We start from the raw sequence: 16711 nt of genomic DNA on the forward strand, positions 1-16711 counted from the left end.
GCGGACTTTGCGGCGGACTGAGCCGTCCATGCTGCTGCTCGGGTGCGATTTTTCAAGCTCGCCGAACGCGCGCAAGCCGATCGTCGTTGCGCTGGGTCTGGTGCAAGACAAATGCGTCCAACTCACCGGCTTCGAATGCTTTGCATCGCTGACCGCCTGGGGCCAATGGCTGGCCGAAACCCCCGAATGGATCGGCGCATTCGATTTTCCGTTCGGCTTGCCGCGCGAGTTGGTTGTTCATCTGGGATGGCCCTTGGAATGGCCGCGGCTCATCGACCACTACGCTGCGCTCCGGCGGTCCGAAATCCGGGAGACTTTCGCGTCCTTTTGCGCGTCGCGACCCGTGGGCGGGAAGTTTGCGCACCGCGCGACCGATGTCCCGGCAGGTTCGAGCTCGTCAATGAAGTGGGTCAATCCGCCGGTCGCCTTCATGTTGCATGCGGGCGTGCCCTGCTTGATCCGGGCGGGCGCCGATTTCCCGGCGGTGCATAGGTCGCAAGGCGACAGCGGAAGGCGCATCGCTTTGGAGGGCTACCCGGGGCTGCTGGCGCGGGAGTTGATCGGCCGGCGCAGCTACAAGAGCGACGATTCAGCATCCCAGACGCCCGAACGCCGTCTGGCCCGCGGCGAACTCGTGGCGGCGGTGCAGGAAGGTTCAACGCGCCTCGGACTGAAGCTGGCAGTGCCCGCACCGCTGCACCAACGACTGCTGGAAGATACCAAGGGCGACTTCATCGATGCAGCGCTTTGTCTGGTGCAAGCGGCTTGGGGTGCATCGCGCAAAACGAGCGCAGGGCCCGGATATGGCCTCCCCGAGACGCTCGATCCGCTGGAGGGCTGGATCGTGACGGCCTGATTTTCTGGCCTGATTTCCCCATGTCCTACAGGAGTTCGCGCTCACAGGCCACGCACCTCGCATCGCTGCTGACTAGATTGATCGAGATGGTTCAGTTGGACCATTCAACCATCCATCAAGGAGTTCTGTATGAACAAGGATCAAGTGGCAGGCCGTGTCGAGGAAGCCAAGGGCAAGCTCAAGGAAGGTGCCGGCAAGGTCGTCGGAAGTGAAAAGATGCAGACTGAAGGTGCTGTCGACCAGGCCGCAGGCAAGGTGCAGAAGACCTATGGCGATACCAAGGAACAAGTGAAGGACGCTGTGCGTCAAGATCCGGACAAGATCTGAGTCGATCCGGACGCCCTGTCGACCATCGAAAGACCATCAAAAACCCGGCAGCTGCCGGGTTTTTTGATGGTCGGAAGAAAGCCCCATGTTCAGCGGTCGAGCCAATCCCTCAGCTCATCGGCGTGCTCTTCCTCGTCCGAGAGGATTTCTTCGAGCATGCGGCGGGTCGTTGGGTCCTTGTCGCCGATGAGCACGATCATCTGGCGATAGGTCTCCACGGCGATTCGCTCGGCAACGAGGTTGGCGCGCACCATCGCCTGCAGGTCCAGCGCTTCATCGTATTGGGCATGGCTGCGCTCGAGCAATGAACGGGGGTTGAAGTCCGGCTCTCCGCCAAGTTGCACGATGCGCTCGGCGATCCTGTCTGCGTGCGCCGACTCTTCGTTGGCGTGAACGAGGAACTCGTCCGCGATCGGCGGCGATGCTTCACCCGTGGCAGTGAAATAGTGGCGCTTGTAACGCAGCACACAGACCAACTCCGTCGCCAGAGCGTCGTTCAAGAGCTTGACGATATCGTCGCGCCATGGCCCGTAGCTGGGCGTGACGGCGCCATCATCGAGGCTCTGGGAGGCCGCCGCGTCGATGGCCGATTGGTCGAGCACCAGGCGATTCGGGCGTTCTTCGACAGCAGTGTTCATGGTGCATCCTTTCGTGGGTTCGTGGTTTTCTTCATGAGCGTAGTGACCAGGTCGGCCACGTCCGATGTCTTGAGGACGGCCGCCAGCACGGCGGTGATGGAGAGCAGCCGCCAAGGCTTGACGAGCACCACCAGTGCCCCCGTGGCGGCTGCTGCAGCGACCAGCTTTGCCGGCTCTTCGCGGGCATAGCGTTCGAGCAAGGGCAATGCGAGCTGACCGGCCGCGTTCGCCGGGTGCCTGCGCCACCATCGCCGAACCACGTTGCCAGCCACTGCCGCCCAGCTGAAAGGCTGACTCCTGGTTTCATCATCGCTGTGACTGAGCTGCGGCACGGCGCCCACATCCATTTCGTCCGGGTACGGCTCTTCGCCCTGCAGTTGCGCCATCAGCGCGCGACGCGAAAGTGCCAAGCGTTGCTGGGGCGTGAGTTGGTCCCGCTCAGTGCCCATGGCGCTAGTACTCATGGCGCTCTCCTGCCAGATGGAGCGCATGCAGGTCGGCATCGACTTGCGCCCGCAGATCCGAAAACGCATGGAATTCGCGGGGTCGCGCGGCGACGACCGCCAGCACGATGGCAATCAGCACCGCAACGCCGGGCACGACGGCGAGCACCCAGTGAAAGCTGCCGTGCAAGAACCCCAGCATGAAGGCGATGCCGATCAGGCCCAGGGCCAGCATGGCGCTCACAGCGGCCAGCACGCCCGCAACCGTTCGGGTGATCAGGTCTCGGCTCGCTTCCTCGGTCTCTTGCCGAAGCAGGGCGCCGTAGTTTGCAAGGTGATCAGCGATCAACTCCGGATGCCCTAGCACCGTGGAATAAATGGGATGAAGCATGGTGCCAGGCGGGTTGAAGGGCTCGCTGAGAGCCGATGAAGAAACGGCTCAGGTCAGTAGTCGTCCCGGCGGCGGCTTGCCAACACGATCAAAGCCGTGATTGCGGCGCCTGCTGCGGCAGCCACGAGTACGGAGCGAACGGGTTGGTCTGCGATGTATTTGCCGGTGACGTCAGCGGCTTCTTCGAGTCGCCGCTGCGCGCGAGCGCTCGTGGTCGAAGCTGCGTCGAGCCCACGCTGGACTGCCTGCTGCACCCGCGCGGCAAGTTGTTCGACCGCCGGCTCCGCGTCGCGGCGCAGGTCACGAACCTTCTCCCCGGCGGCGTTCACGGCGTTTTGTGCATAGGCGCGCGTCGAGTCGACGGCGTCGCTCGCAGTCTGGCGAGCATCCTCTGCCAGTTGACCGGGTGACTTCACGTTCGTGTTCATGAAAATATTCCTTCCAGAAGAGTTATTGCGAGAGCCCGCTCATCGTAACGACGCTACCCGCGTCGTATCAAGCCTGCGATGAAACTTGCGAGGGCGAGGATCAGGAAGATCACGAAGAGAATCTTCGCGATACCCACGGCGCTTGCCGCGATGCCGCCGAACCCGAAGAGGGCGGCAATCAATGCAATGACGAGGAACACGACTGCGTAATGCAACATGCTGAACTCCTTCCGAGAACGGTCTCGTTGATGTGGATTCAACGTTAAGTGGCCGCTGACCTCACCCCTGTCAGCAGCCACGGCTGAGGGGCGTAGGAGAGGGTCGAATGAAAAAGCGCGCTGCAATGGCGCGCCTGGCTAACGGGCCGGAGCCGACGGAAGCACCGCGCTCAGGCGCGTTCCCTCGCCCGGTTTGGAGGTGACGGTGAGCTTGCCCTTGGCAGCTTCCACCCTGTGCCGCATGCCTTGAAGGCCATGACTCGTCGGGCCGTTGCGCTGCGGATCGAAGCCCTTGCCGTTATCGGTGACCTCGACCACGACATGATTGCCGTAGTTCTTCATCACGATGCTGGCCTCGCTCGCCTGCGCGTACTTGCCGATATTGGTGAGGCTTTCCTGCACCATCCGATACACCGTGAGCTCGTTCGCTTCGTCCAGGGTGGCGGGTTCGAGCACCATCTCGATCTCCATGTTCGAGCGTTCCGCGAACTCCCGTCCGAGAATCTCGAGCGATGCGACCAGACCGAGGTTGGCCAGCGATGAAGGCCTCAGGTCTTCAATGATCCGGCGCTTGAGCGCGATGCCGCTGTTGAGCAGGTCGTTCAGATGCTGTAGGCGCTGTGTGGCATCGGGAGAATCGGCAAGCCGGGATTTCAGGCGGGCGACATCGAGCTTGGCAGCCGTCAGCAGCGAACCCAGCTCGTCGTGCAGTTCGCGCGCCAGATAGCCGCGCTCGGTCTCGCGCACCTGCTGCAAATGGGTGGCGAGCTCCGCGAGGGTCGCGGTGCGCTCGCGGACCTCTCCCTCCAATGCGTTGCGTTCGCGTTCGAGCGCCAATTGCTGGAGCTCGCCGACAGAGCGCAGCGCATGCGTCTGCCTCAGGTACAGATAAAAGGCGATGAGCCCTGCGAGCGCGACGATGCCGATGCCGATGCGTGCGAATCGCAAGGAGCTTGCGATCTGGAGCTGCCCGCGCGCAAGCTCGTCGCTGCTGACCGCAACGAGCTGGCGGACCTGGTTGCGGATGGCGTCCATTTCCTCGCGGCCTACATCGGTGGTGATCACGAATTTCCATGCATCTTCGTTGCCGCTTTCCCGCAGGCGGACGCTCATGTCCATTTCAGCGAGCTTTCGCGAAACGTGCTTGGCGAGCTGGCCCAGCTGTGCGAGTTGAACCGGCCGCCGGGCATAAAGGCTCTGCAGCGTGGCCAGGTGGCCGTCAACTTGCTTGACTGCCTGGTCGTAAGGCTCGCGATAGCGCGCCTCGCCGGTCAACAAATAGCCCCGCTGGCCCGTTTCTGCATCGAGGATGTTCTGTAGCATCAGGTTGAGCACCATGCGCGCGCGCTGCGCATCGCCCACTTCGACGAGCGCCCGGTGGGATTGGCGATAGCTCGCCTCGTTGATGCTGACCAGCGCAAGCGCCGCCAGCGTGGCGAGCGTCAGGCTCAGGGCCATCTTCGGGAAAGCTAACCAGCGCATGAGGTCTCCGACAGATGCCTACGTCCCAAATTCGGGAATAATTGAAGTCGACAAGGGGTCGACAGGTTGCGGCGCAGAAAAGGCCGTCATACAACGGCGAAGGTAACAGATGATCAAGATCGGAATTGTGGACGACCATGCCATCGTGCGGTCCGGCTTGCGGCAGTTCTTTTCCGAGCACGTTGACCTGCGTGTGGTGGGGGAAGCAGCCAGTGGCCGCGAGGCCATCGAACTCGTGCGCACGACAGAGTTGGACGTGCTCGTGATGGACCTGTCGATGCCAGGTCAAAGCGGCATCGATGCGCTGGCGATGATTCGCGCCAAGGCGCCCGACGTGGGCATCCTCATCCTGAGCGGGTACCCCGAAGAACACTATGCGATGAATCTCATCCGTCAGGGTGCGAGCGGTTATCTCAACAAGGAGTGCGATCCGATCGAGATCGTGAACGCGATTCGCACCATTTCGCTGGGCCGCCGTTACATCACGCCGGCCGTGGCCGAATTGCTGGCGCGCCAACTCGATCGCAAGGACGACGCTGCGCCTCATGAGCAACTCTCGGAGCGCGAATTCCAGGTGTTCCTGAAGCTTGCCAAGGGCGAGACAGCGGGCGACATCGYCAAGACGCTGTCGTTGTCGGTCAAGACAGTGAGTACGTACCGAACCCGTTTGATGGAGAAGATGAACCTGTCTTCGAACAGCGATCTCACGTATTACGCTTTGAAGAACAAGCTCATTGATTGAGCTCGCCCCCAGGCTGCGCGCACTTCGTGTCGCTTCGCCTACCCCCTACCGGGGGCAACACCGGCGGCCCGGCTAAGCCGGTTCCGCGGTGTTCCTGTTGCTCGCCCCCCAGGCTTCGCGCACTTCGTGTCGCTTCGCCTACCCCCTGCCGGGGGCAACACCGGCGGCCCGGCTAAGCCGGTTCCGCGGTGTTTCTGGCGCTCGCCCTCGCACTCGGAGGGACTTCCGTTTAGTTGGGGCTGATCTTTGTGGATTGACGGGGGCGGGAGGCGGCTTGTTCTACGCAGAAATCGATGAGGGCGTCGATTTCGTTGGACTTGTCGAAGACTGCATCTACTCCGAACTGGGCGCAGCGTTTTCGGATATCAGGAGTTGCGTAGTTGCTGAGCACTACGACTCGTTGGTGCGGGCGGCGGGACATGCATGTCTGCAGGACTCCCAGACCGCTTCCCTGCTTGAGAAAAAGATCGACGATCGCCAGCTCCCATGCGTCGGGGTTCTGACTCAGCCATTGACTCGCGTCAGCCTCGGTTTCCGCGAAGCCGATGGCCGAAATGCACGTGAGTTCCTCCAGAGTGCCGACAAGATTCTCTCGGATGGTGACGTTGTCTTCGACGATATAGGTTTTCAATCTTGGGTCCATGAGAACCACTTGCTCCCTTGGCGAGCCATGCGACGCAATGCTTGCCCCCAAGGAAAGCCGCCCGCCAAATGTTATCTTTTTTGTTGGCGGCGATGATGCAGGGTTACGCGGCCTGCATGTGTAGGCCTGTTCTTACGCGGCGGCGGCCGTCTTGACGCCAAGCCAGTTCGGCGGTTGGGCAGCTAGGGAGTCAAGTGCTCGCCCGGTGACCGCATACCGTGCAGCCCGGATCGCGTACAACGCGAAGCGTGTCAAAGCTCGACCGGCGGCCATCGAACATCAGCAGGCTGCCGGCAAGCGAAGGACCGATACCGGCAAGCAGTTTCAGCGCCTCACTGGCTTGCAAGGTGCCGATGGTGCCCACGACCGGCGCAAAGACACCCAGCACGGCGCAACGCGTTTCCTCGAATTCGGCGTCTGGCGGAAACAGGCATGCATAGCATGGAGAGGCCGGGTCGCGCGTGTCATAAACGCTGAGCTGCCCATCGAAGCGGATGGCCGCGCCAGCGACCAGGGGCCTTCCGTGCGTCACGCAGGCGCGATTGACCGCGTGGCGAGTGCTGAAGTTGTCGCTGCAATCGATCACGACATCGGCCGTCGGAACCCATTGCGCCAGGAGTTCGTCGTCTGCGCGCAGCTTGTGTGTGTCGATAGAGATGTCGGGATTGATGGCGCGCATCGCTTCAGCGGCTGAATCGACCTTGGGCACGCCGACCCGCGCGGTGGTATGGGCGACCTGGCGCTGCAGATTCGTCAGGTCGAGGTCGTCATCGTCGACCAGCGTGATACGACCGACTCCCGCCGCCGCCAAATAGAGAAGGGCCGGAGAGCCGAGCCCCCCGGCCCCAATGACCAGCGCGTGCGACGCACTGACGCGCGCTTGGCCGTCAATGCCGAATTCTTCAAGCAGGATGTGGCGCGAATAGCGCAGGAGGTCGTGGTCTTCCATGCGCTTCTCGGATCGCCGCGGCAAAGGCTCCTTGGCGGAGCCCGCCGTGGGGATCAGTTTTCCTTCTTCTCTTCCTTGTTTTCGACGATCACCTGGGTTTTGCTCGCGACCACAGGCTGACCCTTGAGGCGATTGAACGCCTGGATCAACGGGAAGTCCTTGTCCGAGCCGAACTCAGGCACCTTGCGATCCTGCGGCGGCTTCTTGGCCTCTTCCTCGAGACGCTTGCGAGCCTCGTCCCGAGCCTTCTCGCGCTCGGGGTCCTTGGCCTCGGGTCCCTGGCCGCTCGCCAGATGCTTCTCGAGGTCGGCCTCACGCATGCGCAACGCGGCGTAGGGGCTGCCTTCCGCGCTTTCGTCGATGAGCACGTTCGGCACGATGCCTTTCGCCTGGATAGAGGTGCCGCTCGGCGTGTAATAGCGAGCCGTCGTGATCTTCAGGCCGGTGTCCGGACCGAGCGGCCGCACGGTTTGCACCGATCCTTTGCCGAAAGTCTGGCTGCCCATGACTGTCGCACGCTTGTGGTCCTGCAAAGCACCCGCAACGATTTCGCTGGCGGACGCCGAGCCTTCGTTGACGAGCACCACGAGCGGCACGGTCTTCAGTCCTGCCGGAAGTCCGCGCAGTGGGTCGCTGCCTGCACGACGCTGGTAGAACTCGGGCGCCGCCTTGTAAACGGCCTTGCTTTCAGCCAGCTGGCCATCGGTGGAGACAACGGTGACGTTCTCAGGCAGAAAGGCGCTGGAAATGGCGACTGCGGCATCGAGGAGCCCACCTGGATCGTTGCGCAAGTCGAGCACCATGCCCTTGAGATTGGGCTCCTGCTTGTAGATTTCCTCGATCTTCTTGACGAAATCGTCGACCGTGCGCTCCTGGAACTGCGACAAGCGGATCCACGCGTAGCCGGGCTCCATCACCTTGCCTCGCACCGATTGCGTGCGGATTTCTTCGCGCGTGATCGTCACGGGGAAGGTGCGGTTCTCGTCCTTTCGGAAGATCGTGAGCAGGACCTTGGTGTTGGCCTCGCCACGCATGCGCTTGACGGCATCGTTGAGCGACAGCCCGCGCACGGCGGTGTCGTCGATTTTGGTGATCAGGTCGTTCGGCTTGAGGCCGGCCCGGAAAGCCGGTGAACCCTCGATCGGAGAGACGACCTTGATCAGGCCGTCTTCCTGCGAAATCTCGATGCCGACACCGACGAATCGGCCCGTGGTGCCTTCGCGAAATTCCTTGAAAGACTTCTTGTCGAAGTATTGGGAGTGCGGATCGAGCCCCGCCACCATCCCTGAAATCGCATCCGAAATGAGCTTCTTTTCGTCGACCGGCTCGACGTAATCGCTCTTGACCATTCCGAAGACGGCAGCGAGCTGCTGCAGTTCTTCCAGAGGCAGGGGAGCCAGGGAGCCGCGTGCAACGGTTTGCAACGAGACCGTGGTCAGCGCGCCGGCAAAGGCGCCCGCGGCAACCCAGCCGGTGATTTTCAATTTCTGGCCCATGTGTAAGAGTCCTTGTCGCCTGTCAAACCAATATACACAGCTTGGAAGCTGGTTGTGTGCCGGGGTTCCGTGAATCCCTTCAATCTATTTCGGACTTTGTCAGCCCTTGCCTTGCGCGGCCACAGCTGCAACGGCTTTCTCAGCCGCCTCGGGATCGCCGAGATAGTAGTGGCGCATCGGCTTGAGTTCGTCGTTCAGCTCGTACACAAGTGGAATCCCGTTCGGAATGTTGAGCCCGACGATCGCGTCGTCGGAGATTCCGTCGAGGTATTTGACCAACGCCCGGATGGAATTGCCGTGCGCCGCAACGACAAGCCGCCGTCCGGCGCGAATTGCAGGCGCCATGGATTCGTTCCAGAAGGGGAGCACTCGAGCGACGGTGTCTTTCAGGCATTCGGTCAGTGGGATTTGCTCGGGGGCCAGTTTTGCATAGCGCACGTCGCTGCGTTCGCTGCGTGGATCGTTCGGCTCGAGTGGCGGCGGGGGGGTGCTGTAGCTCCGGCGCCAGACCAGGACCTGTTCGTCACCATACTTCTTGGCCGTTTCCGCCTTGTTCAGGCCTTGCAGTCCGCCGTAGTGGCGTTCGTTGAGGCGCCACGAATGCACCACCGGCAGCCAGGTCCGGTCCAGCTCATCCAACGTGTGCCAGAGCGTGCGCGTGGCGCGCTTGAGAACGCTGGTGTAGGCCACGTCGAAGTCATAGCCTTCCGCCTTGAGCAGCCGACCGGCCAGCTTGGCCTGTTCGATGCCGGTGGGCGTGAGGTCGACGTCGGTCCAGCCGGTGAAGCGGTTTTCGAGATTCCAGGTCGATTCGCCGTGGCGGATCAGTACCAGTTTGTGCATGGGGGAGGCCTTTGGGAACACGTGCGGAAACCCGACATTCTAAAATCCGGGGTTTGCCACTCAAGGAACATCGTGAAATTCATCGTCGACAACTGGATGTTGATCCTGATTGCGCTCAGCTCGGGCGGCATGCTCGCCTGGCCGATGGTGCGCGGCGCCAATGCCGGCTCGCTGACGGCACAGGGCGCAGTCCAGCTTATCAACCGCGAGCGTGCAGTGGTGGTCGACGTTCGCGAGCCGGAGGAGTTCGCGGCTGGCCATGTCACTGGCGCAAAGAACGTGCCTCTGGGCCAGCTGGAGCAAAAGCTTCAGTCGGCGGTCAAGAACAAATCATTGCCGTTGTTGCTCGTGTGCGCGACGGGCGCCCGCGCTCAGCGCGCAGTGGCAACCGCCAAGAAGCTGGGTTATGAGCAGGCCCAAGCGGTGGCGGGCGGACTCAAGTCCTGGAAAGACGCTAATCTGCCGCTTGAAAAGGCCTGATTACTCCAGAGATATTTCCGATGCAAGCCGTAAAGATGTACACCACCGCCGTATGCCCCTACTGCATCCGAGCGAAGCAAATCCTCAAATCCAAGGGCGTGGAGCAGATCGAAGAGATCCGCATCGACAGCGATCCACAAGCGCGCGCCACGATGCTGGACATCACGCAGCGCCGCACCGTGCCGCAGATTTTCATCGGCGACACCCACGTCGGCGGGTGCGATGATCTCATCGCGCTCGATGGCCGCGGCGGTCTGATCCCCCTGCTTCAGGGCGCCTGAATTCGCATCGCGCGCGGGCGATAATCCCCGGCTACATCCAGAAGCCCGCTCCGGGAGATTCCCGAGGCGGGCGTTGTTTTGACCCTAGAAAGTTCAGCCATGGCCGACCAGCAAGCCCAAGACCCCGTTTTTCAGATCCAGCGCGTCTACCTGAAAGACGTGTCGCTCGAACAACCCAACTCGCCGGCCATCCTGCTCGAACAGCAGCAACCCACCGTCGACATCCAGCTCGGGATCGACGCGCAGCCCGTGGCTGACGGCATTTTCGAGATCGTCGTGTCGGCAACCGTGCAGACCAAGATCGGCGAGAAGACGGTGTTCCTGGTCGAGGCCAAGCAGGCCGGCATCTTCGAGATCCGCAATCTGCCTGAAGACCAGATGGGCCCGATCCTCGGCATTGCCTGCCCGCAAATCGTCTACCCTTATCTGCGCGGCAACGTCGCAGACATCATCCAGCGCGGCGGCTTCCCGCCCGTGCACCTCGCCGAAGTCAACTTCCAGGCGATGTTCGAACAGCAGCAAGCCCAGGCAGCCGCCCAGGGCGCGCCCACTCTCGCGCAGTAATCCGGGCAGCGCCCGTCGCCGCCGATGAAAATCTGCGTGCTCGGAGCCGGTGCCTGGGGTACGGCGCTGGCGGTCAATGCATCCGGTCGGCATGCGGTCACTCTCTGGGCCCGTGATGACGCGCAGGTGCAGTCCATGGTGGCAACGCGTGAAAACGCGCGATACCTGCCGGGCATTGCGCTTTCTCCATCCCTCGCGATCCATGCGGGGGATCCGCTCGCAGCGGTCAAGGGATCGGACCTTGTCATCGTCGCTACCCCCATGGCTGCGTTGCGCGAGCAGCTTCACATGTTGCGCGCACTCGCCTCTCCGGTCGCATGGCTGTCCAAAGGCGTCGAACCCGCCGTGGCGGATTCCGGCGAGGAAGGCCTTCTCGCCCACGAAATACAGGCCAGAGTCGCGCCTGGACTGGTTGCGGGCGTCCTGAGCGGCCCGAGCTTTGCAATGGAAGTGGCGGAAGGCAGGCCCACCGCCCTGGTCGCCGCCAGCACGCATGCGCAACTGCGCGATGCGCTGGTCGATGCTTTTCACGGCCCTTCATTGCGTGTCTACGCGAATGACGACATCGTCGGCGTCGAAGTCGGAGGCGCCGTCAAGAACGTGCTGGCCATCGCGACCGGCCTTGCTGATGGTCTCGCCCTTGGCCTGAACGCGCGCGCCGCGCTCATCACGCGGGGACTTGCGGAAATGACGCGCTTCGGCATCGCGCTGGGCGCGCGGCTCGATACATTCATGGGTCTCTCAGGTCTTGGCGATCTTGTCCTCACGGCGACCGGCGACCTCTCGCGCAATCGCAAGGTCGGCCTGTTGCTTGCACAGGGGCGGTCATTGGAAGAGGCCGTCGATTCGCTTGGGCATGTGGCCGAGGGCGTCTATTGCGCTCGCACGGTCGTGCAGCGTGCGCGGCATCTGGGCTTGGAGATGCCCATTTCAGACAGCGTCGTCGCGGTGCTCGACGGGCTCGTCCGGCCGGCCGAAGCGGTTGCTGAACTCATGGGTCGCGAGCCGGGCGTCGAATCCGCCTGAGCTCACGAGCGATCAGGTCGGAGAGTAGGCGAGCCGCACGTAAATAGGCGCAAAGGCTTCGGCCTGGGTGATCTCGATGAGCGTTTCCTTGGCCAACTCGAGCATCGCGATGAAGGTCACGACCAGCACCGAAGTACCACGCGTGACGTCGAACAAGGTTTCGAATTCGACGAACCTGCGCCCTTGCAGATGGCGCAGCACGATACTCATGTGCTCGCGAACGCTCAGTTCTTCGCGCGAAATCTTGTGGTGCTGCACCAGCTTTGCGCGCTTGAGGATGTCGGCCCAGGCTTCGCGGAGGTCGACGACGTTCACGTCGGGAAATCGTGGTTTGAGCGATTGCTCGATGTAGACCTGCGCTTTCCAGAAGTCGCGCCCGGCTTGCGGCATTGCGCTGAGCGAGGCCGCCTGGAGCTTGGTCTGTTCGTATTCGAGCAGGCGGCGAACCAGTTCGGCGCGTGGGTCCTCGGCTTCTTCGCCGTCCGCGCTCTTCTTGGGCGGCAGCAGCATGCGTGACTTGATCTCGATCAGCATCGCTGCCATGAGCAGGTATTCGGCAGCGAGTTCGAGATTGGTCTGGCGGATTTCGTCGACGTAGCTGAGGTACTGACGCGTCAGCCCCGCCATGGGGATGTCGAGAATGTTGAAGTTCTGCTTGCGAATGAGATAGAGCAGCAGATCGAGCGGGCCTTCGAAGGCTTCGAGGAAGACCTGCAGGGCCTCGGGCGGGATGTAGAGGTCGTTCGGGAGGGCAAACAGCGGTTCGCCGTAAAGCCGGGCGAGCGCTACCTGGTCGACCACCTCCGGCATCGATGCCACGGTGGCGGCACCGTCGTCGGCAATGATTTCGTCCTGCCCCGAGCCGACGGTGCTGTCCGCTTCGGAGCCATCACCTTGCCGGCGGGCGCCGGAGCCCGGAATGGCCCGAATGGTCACTTACTTGACTTGCGTCTGATAGACGTAGGGCTGTTGCGGAACGTTGGCTTCGCTGTATTGCTCGAGCAGGCCGCGGTCGAGGTGCTTGTCCCAGAGAAGGGCGCGGCCGGCGCGCTGTTCGGCCTCCAGCGTCGGCTTCTTTTCCTTCATCTGGTCGATGAAGTTGGTGATTTCGGACGTGTAGTGGGGGCGGGCGAAGATGGACATGGCAATAAGGACCTTTGGGCGCGGATTTTACTGGCTGGGGCCGGACATGCTTTGGAAACCGGGTGGATTCCGCATTGAACGCGCAAGCCGCGTGCGCTAGCGTGGCGGCTCCATCCACCCAAGGAGACTGCCGATGAAGCGCCGTTACTCGATGATTCTCGCCACGACTGCCGCCGCCGCACTGCTGGTGGCATGCAGCACGAGCAGTCCCCCAACGCCGCAAAGCAAGATGAGTTTCTTCGTCACCAGCGTGAACCCAGGCAAGGGTGGTGATTTTGGCGGACTTGCGGGCGCCGACCGCTACTGCCAGAGCCTCGCCGCTGGCGTCGGTGCAGGGGGCCGCACGTGGCGGGCTTATCTGAGCACGATCGCAACGCCCGGCAGTCCCGCCGTGAATGCGCGCGACCGCATCGGCAACGGCCCGTGGGTCAACGCGAAGGGAGAGACAGTTGCCAACAACCTCGACGAGTTGCACAGCGTGAACAAAATCAGCAAGCAGACGGCTCTGACAGAAAAGGGCCAGATGATCAGCGGCCGCGGCGACGCCGTGAACCTGCACGACATGCTGACTGGCTCGTCGCCCGACGGTCGCGCCATCAACGATGCCAAAGACACGACATGCGGCAACTGGACCAAGAGCGGTGACGGCTCGGCCATCGTCGGCCACCACGACCGCATGGGCCTCAACGAGAGCCCTCCAATGAAGTCCTGGAACTCGTCGCATCCCACTCAGGGCTGCAGCCTCGAGGCGCTGCAGAAGACCGGCGGGGGCGGTCTGCTTTATTGCTTCGCGGCGAACTGAGCACGGGGCCGGCGGATAGACTGGCCGCTTCGATCTGAAGTCCCGAGGAGGGTATGGAGCAACAAGTCATCCGCCCCGCATTGGCCGTGCTGCTGCTGGGTGCCGCGCTGTGGCTGATCGGCTGTGATTCGAAGCGCATCAGCGAGCTGGAGGAGGGCGTGTCCACCGAAGCCGACGTGCGCGCTCGTTTCGGCCAGCCCGAGAACATCTGGGACACGCCCCAGGGGAGAGTGTTCGAATACAACCGCCAGCCGCAGGGACAGAAGAATTACATGATCACCATTGGCCCTGACGGCAAGATGAGCGCCTTGCGCCAGGTGCTCACGCCGGAAAACTTCTCCAAGGTGCGGCCCGGCATGCCGATGGAAGACCTGCGCAAATTGCTGGGCAAGCCTGCCAAGCGCACGCCCTATCCGCTCAAGAATCAGACCGAATGGGAATGGCGCTGGGTTCAGCCCCCGAATTCGCCCATGGTGTTCACTGCCACGCTCAATGACGACCAGCGAGTGGTGAGCGCGGGCTCATCGCCCGACCGCACGACCGAGGCGAACTAGGCTCGCAGAGCCCTTGTTCCTTTATTTGGAGTCGTCGGGCAACACCGCATCGGCTGCGGCGCCGACGGCTTTGCCAGCGATGTGGGCCGTCCCGATCGCAGCATCGGCCGCGAGTCCCACGGCGCCGGCGCCGACGCTCACGGCGGTGCTGGTGACGCTGACTGCGGCACCTGCGACCGCGCAGCCTTGGAGTACGAGCGCGCAGGCCATCGCAGCGGCCAGTAGCGAAATTCGAGAGGCATCGCGGAGCCGGCCTCGCGGAGCTGCTTGCGTGGAGGTTTGCATCATCTGACTCGCATTCCTGGTGTTGCTCCCGGCCATGGTTCGAGCACGTAGATGCCGGCAGACGCTTTCTCGTTCGCGTGGCTGGCCGCCAGCACCATGCCTTCGGAAATGCCGAACTTCATCTTGCGCGGTGCGAGATTAGCGACCAGCACGGTGAGCTTGCCGACGAGTTGCTCCGGCTCGTAGGCCGACGCAATGCCCGAGAAGACATTGCGCGTCTTGCCTTCGCCAGCGTCGAGCGTCAGGTGCAACAGCTTGGTCGATCCCTCCACCTTCTGGCAAGCCACGATTTTTGCGATGCGCAGATCTATCTTGGCAAAGTCATCGATGGTGATGGTCGGTGCAATGCCTTCACCGCCCGGCAGCTCGGTGGCTTCGGCAGCGGCTTCGGCGACGGGCTCCGGCGGCTCGAAGAGCTGGTCGAGCTGCTTTGTGTCCACCCGTTGCATGAGGTGCTTGTAGTCATTGATGGCGTGTCCCGAACCCAGCAACGTGGCCGCGTCGGCGGACAACAACGGCGCCGTGCCCAGGAAAGCCTCGACCTGCGCCGCGAGCGTCGGCAGCACCGGCTTCAGATAGATCGTGAGCAAGCGGAACGCCTCGATGCATGTAGTGCACACGTCGTGCAGGCGGGCATCCATGCCTTCTTTCTTGGCGAGCTCCCATGGCTTGTTCTGATCGACGTATTCGTTGACCTTGTCGGCCAGCAGCATGATTTCGCGCAGGGCTCGCGCGTAGTCGCGACCGTCGTAAAGCGCCTGCATCTGCGTGGAAGCCGACTGCAGTGCCGACAGAAGCGCCGCACCGTCCGCCGAAATCGCACCCAGCTTGCCACCGAATCGCTTGGTGATGAAGCCGGCTGCCCGGCTCGCGATGTTGATGTACTTGCCGATGAGGTCTGCGTTGACGCGAGCCATGAAATCGTCGGGGTTGAAGTCGACGTCTTCCACTTTGGCGTTGAGCTTGGCCGCGATGTAGTAGCGAAGCCATTCGGGGTTCATGCCGATCGAGAGGTACTTGAGCGGATCGATGCCTGTGCCGCGGCTCTTGCTCATCTTCTCTCCGGACACGGTGATGAAGCCATGCACGTTGACTTGGCTCGGCGTCTTGCGGCCGCTGAACTGCAGCATCGCGGGCCAGAACAAAGTATGAAAGTACACGATGTCCTTGCCGATGAAATGCACCTGTTCCACCGCTGGATCGGCCACGAAGTCGTCGAAGCTCAGCAGGGTGCGCGAGGGTTCATGCCAGTGGTTGGCGGCTTGCCCTTTGTCGAAGTGGTTCTTGAGACTGGCGAGATAGCCGACCGGCGCATCGAGCCACACGTAGAAGTACTTGCCGGGCGCGTCGGGGATCTCGATGCCGAAGTAGGGTGCTTCGCGCGAGATGTCCCAGTCGGCCATACCGGCCTCGAACCATTCACCGGCCTTGCGCGCCATTTCAGGCTGCAGCTTGCCGTCCTGCGTCCAGGTCTTGAGGAAGTCGACGACTTTCGGGTCTGAAAGCTTGAAGAAGAAGTGCTCTGAGCTGCGCAGCTCGGGCGTCGCGCCAGTCAGGGTCGAGTACGGGTTAATCAGCTCTGTCGGTGAATAGACGCTGCTGCAAACCTCGCAGGCGTCGCCGTACTGGTCCTTGGCATGGCAGACGGGGCATTCGCCCTTGATGTAGCGGTCGGGCAGGAACATGCCCTTGACCGGATCGTAGAACTGCTCGATGGTGCGGGTGGCAATCATGCCGCCCGCCTTCAGCTTCCTGTAGATGCCTTGCGCGAGTTCGGTGTTCTCGGTGCTGTCGGTGGAGTGCCAGTTGTCGAAGCGGATGTGGAAGCCGTCGAGGTATTCCTTGCGCCCGGCGGCAATCTCGCCGACGAACTCCTGAGGCGTCTTGCCGGCTTTCTCGGCCGCGATCATGATGGGCGCGCCGTGCGCATCGTCGGCACCCACGAAGTGCACCATGTGCCCCTGCATGCGCTGGAAGCGCACCCAGATGTCGGCCTGGATGTATTCCATGATGTGGCCGACGTGGAACTTGCCATTGGCATACGGCAGGGCGGTGGTGACGAAGAGTTTGCGCTGAGACATCGCGGGGGCGCTTTCGGGACGAGGGAGAGAGGACCGGGC

General features: G+C 62.4%; 23 protein-coding genes. 9 read left to right on the forward strand and 14 right to left on the reverse strand.

The window, feature by feature from the left end; genetic code table 11:
* Window positions 1-28: 28 nt before the first annotated feature.
* Both AC1DSF_RS20270 and AC1DSF_RS20275 read left to right on the forward strand, forming a co-directional pair.
* Window positions 29-856: a DUF429 domain-containing protein gene (locus AC1DSF_RS20270; protein WP_478125552.1), complete on the forward strand. Its 828-nt coding sequence runs from the start codon at window positions 29-31 to the stop codon at window positions 854-856.
* Window positions 857-985: 129 nt separating this feature from the next.
* A complete protein-coding gene (locus tag AC1DSF_RS20275; RefSeq protein ID WP_478125553.1) occupies window positions 986-1183 on the forward strand; it encodes a CsbD family protein in 198 nt (65 codons plus the stop codon).
* An 89-nt stretch (window positions 1184-1272) separates the two neighbouring features.
* On the opposite strand, the gene AC1DSF_RS20280 is transcribed toward AC1DSF_RS20275, so the two are convergent.
* The 6 genes from AC1DSF_RS20280 to AC1DSF_RS20305 all read right to left on the reverse strand — a co-directional run bounded on the left by AC1DSF_RS20280 (window position 1273) and on the right by AC1DSF_RS20305 (window position 4783).
* Entirely contained in the window at window positions 1273-1821 is a 549-nt protein-coding gene (locus AC1DSF_RS20280; protein WP_478125554.1) for a ferritin-like domain-containing protein, read from the reverse strand.
* Entirely contained in the window at window positions 1818-2285 is a 468-nt protein-coding gene (locus AC1DSF_RS20285) for a hypothetical protein (protein ID WP_478125555.1), read from the reverse strand. Before AC1DSF_RS20285 ends, AC1DSF_RS20280 begins: the two co-directional genes overlap by 4 nt.
* On the reverse strand, window positions 2275-2655 hold the full coding sequence (locus AC1DSF_RS20290) for a hypothetical protein (RefSeq protein WP_478125556.1): 381 nt from the start codon (window positions 2653-2655) through the stop codon (window positions 2275-2277). The genes AC1DSF_RS20285 and AC1DSF_RS20290 overlap by 11 nt, the downstream gene beginning before the upstream one ends.
* Window positions 2656-2708: 53 nt before the next feature.
* Window positions 2709-3083: a hypothetical protein gene (locus AC1DSF_RS20295; RefSeq protein WP_478125557.1), complete on the reverse strand. Its 375-nt coding sequence runs from the start codon at window positions 3081-3083 to the stop codon at window positions 2709-2711.
* 53 nt (window positions 3084-3136) lie between these two features.
* Window positions 3137-3301, reverse strand: a complete 165-nt coding sequence (locus AC1DSF_RS20300) for a DUF1328 domain-containing protein (protein ID WP_286602063.1) — start codon at window positions 3299-3301, stop codon at window positions 3137-3139.
* 138 nt (window positions 3302-3439) lie between these two features.
* Window positions 3440-4783 (reverse strand): CHASE3 domain-containing protein, encoded by a 1344-nt coding sequence (locus tag AC1DSF_RS20305; protein ID WP_478125558.1) that lies wholly within the window; start codon window positions 4781-4783, stop codon window positions 3440-3442.
* A gap of 109 nt (window positions 4784-4892) precedes the next feature.
* Between AC1DSF_RS20305 and AC1DSF_RS20310 the strand changes: the two genes are divergently transcribed.
* The gene (locus tag AC1DSF_RS20310) at window positions 4893-5525 is read left to right on the forward strand and encodes a response regulator (protein WP_478183313.1); all 633 of its coding nucleotides are present in this window, start codon (window positions 4893-4895) and stop codon (window positions 5523-5525) included.
* A gap of 229 nt (window positions 5526-5754) precedes the next feature.
* Here AC1DSF_RS20310 and AC1DSF_RS20315 read toward each other — a convergent pair whose 3' ends face one another.
* The 4 genes from AC1DSF_RS20315 to gpmA form a co-directional block, all read right to left on the reverse strand.
* Window positions 5755-6168, reverse strand: a complete 414-nt coding sequence (locus AC1DSF_RS20315; protein ID WP_478125559.1) for a response regulator — start codon at window positions 6166-6168, stop codon at window positions 5755-5757.
* Window positions 6169-6358: 190 nt separating this feature from the next.
* Complete coding sequence (locus AC1DSF_RS20320; protein WP_478125560.1) at window positions 6359-7117, reverse strand: HesA/MoeB/ThiF family protein; 759 nt, start codon at window positions 7115-7117, stop codon at window positions 6359-6361.
* Window positions 7118-7170: 53 nt separating this feature from the next.
* Window positions 7171-8613: a S41 family peptidase gene (locus tag AC1DSF_RS20325; RefSeq protein WP_478125561.1), complete on the reverse strand. Its 1443-nt coding sequence runs from the start codon at window positions 8611-8613 to the stop codon at window positions 7171-7173.
* A 99-nt stretch (window positions 8614-8712) separates the two neighbouring features.
* Entirely contained in the window at window positions 8713-9456 is a 744-nt protein-coding gene (gpmA, locus tag AC1DSF_RS20330) for a 2,3-diphosphoglycerate-dependent phosphoglycerate mutase (RefSeq protein WP_478125562.1), read from the reverse strand.
* Between the two features lie 72 nt (window positions 9457-9528).
* On the opposite strand from gpmA, the gene AC1DSF_RS20335 reads away from it, so the two are divergent.
* The 4 genes from AC1DSF_RS20335 to AC1DSF_RS20350 all read left to right on the forward strand — a co-directional run bounded on the left by AC1DSF_RS20335 (window position 9529) and on the right by AC1DSF_RS20350 (window position 11807).
* Entirely contained in the window at window positions 9529-9936 is a 408-nt protein-coding gene (locus AC1DSF_RS20335; RefSeq protein WP_478125563.1) for a rhodanese-like domain-containing protein, read from the forward strand.
* A 20-nt stretch (window positions 9937-9956) separates the two neighbouring features.
* Window positions 9957-10217: a glutaredoxin 3 gene (gene grxC / locus AC1DSF_RS20340; protein ID WP_478125564.1), complete on the forward strand. Its 261-nt coding sequence runs from the start codon at window positions 9957-9959 to the stop codon at window positions 10215-10217.
* Window positions 10218-10316: 99 nt separating this feature from the next.
* A complete protein-coding gene (secB, locus tag AC1DSF_RS20345; protein WP_478125565.1) occupies window positions 10317-10781 on the forward strand; it encodes a protein-export chaperone SecB in 465 nt (154 codons plus the stop codon).
* Between the two features lie 24 nt (window positions 10782-10805).
* On the forward strand, window positions 10806-11807 hold the full coding sequence (locus tag AC1DSF_RS20350; RefSeq protein ID WP_478125566.1) for an NAD(P)H-dependent glycerol-3-phosphate dehydrogenase: 1002 nt from the start codon (window positions 10806-10808) through the stop codon (window positions 11805-11807).
* Window positions 11808-11819: 12 nt separating this feature from the next.
* Here the strand turns inward: AC1DSF_RS20350 and AC1DSF_RS20355 are convergent, their stop codons facing one another.
* Window positions 11820-12617: a segregation and condensation protein A gene (locus tag AC1DSF_RS20355; protein WP_478125840.1), complete on the reverse strand. Its 798-nt coding sequence runs from the start codon at window positions 12615-12617 to the stop codon at window positions 11820-11822.
* A 126-nt stretch (window positions 12618-12743) separates the two neighbouring features.
* The gene (locus AC1DSF_RS20360) at window positions 12744-12950 is read right to left on the reverse strand and encodes a DUF3460 family protein (RefSeq protein ID WP_478145369.1); all 207 of its coding nucleotides are present in this window, start codon (window positions 12948-12950) and stop codon (window positions 12744-12746) included.
* 133 nt (window positions 12951-13083) lie between these two features.
* Between AC1DSF_RS20360 and AC1DSF_RS20365 the strand changes: the two genes are divergently transcribed.
* Both AC1DSF_RS20365 and AC1DSF_RS20370 read left to right on the forward strand, forming a co-directional pair.
* On the forward strand, window positions 13084-13752 hold the full coding sequence (locus tag AC1DSF_RS20365) for a hypothetical protein (RefSeq protein ID WP_478125568.1): 669 nt from the start codon (window positions 13084-13086) through the stop codon (window positions 13750-13752).
* A 53-nt stretch (window positions 13753-13805) separates the two neighbouring features.
* The gene (locus AC1DSF_RS20370) at window positions 13806-14306 is read left to right on the forward strand and encodes an outer membrane protein assembly factor BamE (RefSeq protein ID WP_478183314.1); all 501 of its coding nucleotides are present in this window, start codon (window positions 13806-13808) and stop codon (window positions 14304-14306) included.
* 21 nt (window positions 14307-14327) lie between these two features.
* Here the strand turns inward: AC1DSF_RS20370 and AC1DSF_RS20375 are convergent, their stop codons facing one another.
* Together AC1DSF_RS20375 and metG are read right to left on the reverse strand one after the other, a co-directional pair.
* The gene (locus tag AC1DSF_RS20375) at window positions 14328-14516 is read right to left on the reverse strand and encodes a hypothetical protein (protein WP_478125841.1); all 189 of its coding nucleotides are present in this window, start codon (window positions 14514-14516) and stop codon (window positions 14328-14330) included.
* A gap of 74 nt (window positions 14517-14590) precedes the next feature.
* Window positions 14591-16672 carry a methionine--tRNA ligase gene (gene metG / locus AC1DSF_RS20380; protein ID WP_478183315.1) on the reverse strand — a complete coding sequence of 694 codons (2082 nt, stop codon included), beginning with the start codon at window positions 16670-16672 and terminating at the stop codon, window positions 14591-14593.
* Window positions 16673-16711: the final 39 nt, after the last annotated feature.

It is taken from the genome of Variovorax sp. 01N429 (assembly GCF_056399425.1).